Source organism: Ramlibacter sp., assembly GCF_035706265.1.
Taxonomy (GTDB): domain Bacteria; phylum Pseudomonadota; class Gammaproteobacteria; order Burkholderiales; family Burkholderiaceae_C; genus Ramlibacter.
This window is the reverse complement of sequence record NZ_DASSVG010000179.1, coordinates 1-4,794: the sequence shown is the minus strand read 5'-3', so window position 1 is coordinate 4,794 and position 4,794 is coordinate 1. Positions and strand designations below refer to the sequence as shown.

General features: G+C 69.4%; 3 protein-coding genes. All 3 read left to right on the top strand.

Annotated features, from left to right (window positions below):
• Positions 1-93: 93 nt before the first annotated feature.
• Positions 94-2,193 (top strand): 3-hydroxyacyl-CoA dehydrogenase NAD-binding domain-containing protein, encoded by a 2,100-nt coding sequence (locus tag VFM98_RS06750; RefSeq protein ID WP_325109142.1) that lies wholly within the window; start codon positions 94-96, stop codon positions 2,191-2,193.
• 70 nt (positions 2,194-2,263) lie between these two features.
• Positions 2,264-3,736 carry a M20 family peptidase gene (locus VFM98_RS06745; RefSeq protein WP_325109141.1) on the top strand — a complete coding sequence of 491 codons (1,473 nt, stop codon included), beginning with the start codon at positions 2,264-2,266 and terminating at the stop codon, positions 3,734-3,736.
• A 23-nt stretch (positions 3,737-3,759) separates the two neighbouring features.
• Positions 3,760-4,794, top strand: a 1,035-nt coding sequence (locus VFM98_RS06740; RefSeq protein ID WP_325109140.1) for an acetyl-CoA C-acyltransferase, incomplete at its 3' end; no start/stop codon positions are given.

The window sequence follows — 4,794 nt, the reverse complement described above, 5'->3', positions numbered from 1 at the left end:
GGCGGCGACATGCAACGTCGGGGGCGGGGCAGGTCAGAATCTAGAATCGCAAAAGCGAACGAGCGTTCTTTTTCTCACCGGAAGGACAGACCCATGACGGCTGAATACAAGGTCCACGGCGACGTGGCCGTGGTCACGATGAACAACCCGCCCGTCAACGGCTTGGGCCACGCCACCCGCGTCGCGATCGCCGCCGGCATCGACCAGGCCAATGCCGATCCCGCGGTCAAGGCCATCGTGCTCGCGGGCGCGGGCCGGGCGTTCTCGGGCGGCGCGGACATCCGCGAGTTCGGCACCCCCAAGGCGATCCAGGACCCGAACCTGCTGTCGGTGATCCTGGCCTGCGAGAACTCGTCCAAGCCGATCGTGGCCGCGATGCACTCCGTGGCCATGGGCGGCGGGCTGGAACTGGCCCTGGGCTGCCACTACCGCATCGCCGCGCCGGGCGCCAACATCGCGCTGCCCGAAGTGAAGTTGGGGCTGATCCCCGGCGCCGGCGGCACCCAGCGGCTGCCGCGCGTGCTGGGCGTGGAGCCGGCCCTCAACATGATCGTGAGCGGCGAGCCGGTGAAGAGCGAGATGCTCGCCAGGTTGCCGGGGCAGAAACTGTTCGACCGCATGGCTTCCTCGGCGGAGGCGCTGCTGGAGGAGGCGATCGCCTTCGCCCGCTCGGTCGCCGACGTGCGGCCGCTGCCCCTGGTGCGCGACATGCCCTGCAAGCATCCGCTGGGCGACGCCTACTTCGGCTTCGCGCGCAACATGGTCAAGGGCATGGCGAAGAACTTCCCGGCCCCGGTGAAGTGCGTCGATGCGGTGGAAGCGGCGACGAAGAAGAAGTTCGACGACGGCCTGGCCTACGAGCGCGAGAACTTCCTGGCCCTGATGCTCACGCCCGAGAGCCGGGCGCTGCGCCACCTGTTCATGGCCGAACGCGCCGCCTCCAAGATCGCCGACGTGCCGGAAGACACGCCGCAGCGCAAGATCGAGAAGGTGGCCGTGATCGGCGCCGGCACCATGGGCGGCGGCATCTCGATGAACTTCCTCAACGCCGGCATCCCGGTGACCATCCTCGAGATGAAGCAGGAGGCGCTGGACCGCGGCACCGCGGTCATGCGCAAGAACTACGAGATGCAGGTCAAGAAGGGCAAGCTCAAGCCCGAGAAGTACGAGGAGCGCATGGGCCTGCTGAAGACCACGCTCTCCTACGAGGACATCAAGGACGCCGATCTCGTGATCGAGGCCGTGTTCGAGGAGATGGGCGTCAAGCAGAAGGTGTTCGAGAAGCTCGACGAGGTGATGAAGAAGGGCGCGATCCTCGCCAGCAACACCTCCACCCTCGACGTGAACAGGATCGCGGCCTTCACCAAGCGGCCCGAGGACGTGATCGGCCTGCACTTCTTCAGCCCGGCCAACGTCATGAAGCTGCTGGAAGTGGTGCGCGGCGACAAGACGGCCAAGGACGTGCTCGCCACCGTGATGGCGCTGGCCAAGAAGATCCGCAAGACCGCGGTGGTCTCGGGCGTGTGCGACGGCTTCATCGGCAACCGCATGATCGAGCAGTACAGCCGCCAGGCCGGCTTCCTGCTGGACGAGGGCGCCACGCCGCAGCAGGTGGACAGGGCGATCGAGAAGTTCGGCTTCGCGATGGGTCCGTTCCGCATGGGCGACCTGGCCGGCAACGACATCGGCTGGGCGATCCGCAAGCGCCGGGCGCAGGAGCGGCCGAACATGCTGTACAGCCGCACGGCCGACAAGCTGTGCGAGCTGGGTCGCTTCGGCCAGAAGACCGGCGCCGGCTGGTACGACTACAAGGAAGGCAAGCGCGACGCGATCCCCTCCAAGCTGGTGGAGGACATGGTCGCCGAGCACCGCAAGTCGCTCGGCATCGAGCCGCGCAAGATTTCCGACGACGAGATCGTGCAGCGCCTGGTGTTCGCGCTGGTCAACGAGGGCGCGCGCATCCTGGAAGAGGGCATCGCCGCCCGCGCGAGCGACATCGACATGGTCTACATCACGGGCTACGGCTTCCCGGTGCACCGCGGCGGCCCCATGCTGTATGCCGACCAGGTGGGCCTGTTCAACGTCGTCCAGGCCATGAAGCGCTTCCAGCGCAACCCGCGCGACGACGCGAAGTTCTGGGAGCCGGCGCCGCTGCTCGCCAGGCTGGCGCAGGAAGGCAAGACCTTCAACTGACGGCCACGGGCCCGCCGCGGCGGGCCCCTTGGTCGTCATCCCCGCGCCGGCGGGGATCCAGAGCCTGCCCATGATCAAGCGCGTCCTGCTCGCCATCGTCGCCCTCGTGCTCCTGCTGGCCGCCGCCGTGGCGGCCAACACGCTGCGCCAGGGCTCGCGCCAGCTCGAAGTGCCGCCGGCGCCGCCGCTGGCCGTCGATGCGCAGGCGGTCGCCGACAAGCTCGCGGGTGCACTGCGCTTTCGCACCATCGCCAGCGCCAGCGATGCCGAGGCCAACGCGGCGGAGTTCCGCCAGCTGCACGCCTACCTGCAGCAGCGCTTTCCGCGGCTGCACGCGGCCCTGAAGCGCGAAGTGGTGGGCCAGGCGCTGCTCTATACCTGGCCGGGTTCGGATTCCGCCGCCAAGCCCGTCGCGCTGCTGGCGCACCAGGACGTGGTGCCGGTGGAGCCCGGCACCGAAGCGCAGTGGCAGCACCCGCCCTTCGGCGGCGTGGTGCAGGACGGCTTCGTCTGGGGCCGCGGCACCTGGGACGACAAGGGCAACATCGTTGCCCAGATGGAAGCCGTGGAGATGCTGCTGGCCGCCGGCTTCCAGCCGCGCCAGACGGTCTACCTCGCTTATGGCGCCGACGAGGAGGTCGGCGGCACGCGCGGGGCGCAGCAAGTGGCGAAGCTGCTGCAGCAGCGTGGGGTGCGGCTCGATTTCGTGCTGGACGAGGGCCTCTTCATCGGCGAGGGCCTGGTCCCCGGCGTGGCCCGCCCGGTGGCATTGGTCGGCGTGGCGGAGAAGGGTGGACTTTCCGTGGCGCTCAAGGCCCGCGGCGTGGCCGGCCACTCCTCGGTGCCCCCGCCGCCCGCCCAGACGGCCGTCGGCGTGTTGAATGCGGCGCTGCGCCGGCTGGAGGACGAGCCTTTCCCGGCGACGTTGCAGGGCGTGGCGCGCGAGATGTTCGAGACGGTGGCGCCGGAGATGCAGGGCTTCCAGCGCGTGGCGCTGTCCAACCTGTGGCTGTTCGGCCCGCTGGTCACGCGCCAGCTGGAACGCGCGGCCAGCAGCAATACCGTGCTGCGCACCACCACCGCCATCACCATCGTGCGCGCCGGCACCCAGGCGAACGTGATCCCGGCCCAGGCCGAGGCCGTCGTCAATTTCCGCCTGCTGCCCGGCGACACGCGCGCAGGCGTGCTGCGGGCCGTGCGCGAGAAGGTCGGCTCCGCGGTGGAGGTGAGCGAACTGCCCGGGGGCGCCGAGCCCTCGCCGGTCTCGCCCACCAGCGCGGCGCCCTTCCAGCTCCTGAACCGCACGATCCGCTCGCTCGACCCCCAGGTCGCGGTCACGCCCGCCCTGTTCGTGGCGGGGGCGGATGCCCACCACTTCACCGGACTCACCGACAACGTCTACCGCTTCTCGCCGGTGCGCGTGCAGGCCGCGGACCTGCCGCGGCTGCACGGCACCAACGAGCGCATCGCCGTCGCCAACCTGGCGGAGCTGGTGCGCTTCTACCATCAACTCCTGCGCAACCTGAACGCGCCGAACGCCTGACCCGAACCTACGAAAGGCCCACCATGACCAAAGCCGTCATCGTCTCCACCGCCCGCACCCCCCTCACCAAGAGCTGGAAGGGGGCGTTCAACATGACGCACGGGGCCACGCTCGGCGGCCATGCCGTCAAGCACGCGATCCAGCGCGCCGGCATCGCGCCCGACGCGGTGGAGGACGTGCTCATGGGCTGCGCCAATCCCGAAGGCGCCACCGGCGCCAACATCGCGCGCCAGATCGCGCTGATGGCGGACCTGCCGGTGACGGTGGCCGGCGCCACGGTCAACCGCTTCTGCTCCTCCGGCCTGCAGACCATCGCCATGGCTTCGCAGCGCATCATCGCCGGCGAAGGCGAGGTCTACGTGGCCGGCGGCGTGGAGAGCATTTCCTGCGTGCAGCAGGAGATGAACCAGCACATGCTGCGCGACCCGGCGCTGATGGCCAAGAAGCCCGAGATCTACTGGACGATGCTGCAGACGGCGGAGCAGGTCGCCAAGCGCTACAACATCTCGCGCGACCAGATGGACGAATACGGCGCGGCCAGCCAGCAGAAGGCCTGCGCCGCGCAGGAAGCCGGCAAGTTCAAGGACGAGATCGCGCCGATCACGGTGAAGGCCGGCGTGGCCGACCCGGTGATGGGGCTGATGACGAAGGAAGTGACGGCGTCGCAGGACGAAGGCCTGCGCCCGGGCACGACCAAGGAAGGCATCAGCGGCATCAAGCCGGCACTGCCCGGCGGCGTGATCGCCGCCGGCAATGCCAGCCAGTTCTCCGATGGCGCCGGCGCCTGCGTGGTGGTGAGCGAGGAATACGCGAGCCGCAACAACCTCAGGCCCCTGGGCCGCTTCCTCGGCTTCGCGGTGGCCGGCTGCGAGCCGGACGAGATGGGCATCGGCCCGGTGTTCGCGGTGCCCAAGGTGCTGCAGCGCCTCGGCCTGAAGGTGGACGACATCGACCTGTGGGAGCTGAACGAGGCCTTCGCCGTGCAGGTGATCTACTGCCGCGACCGGCTGGGCATCCCCGCCGACCGCCTGAACGTCAACGGCGGCGCCATCGCCGTC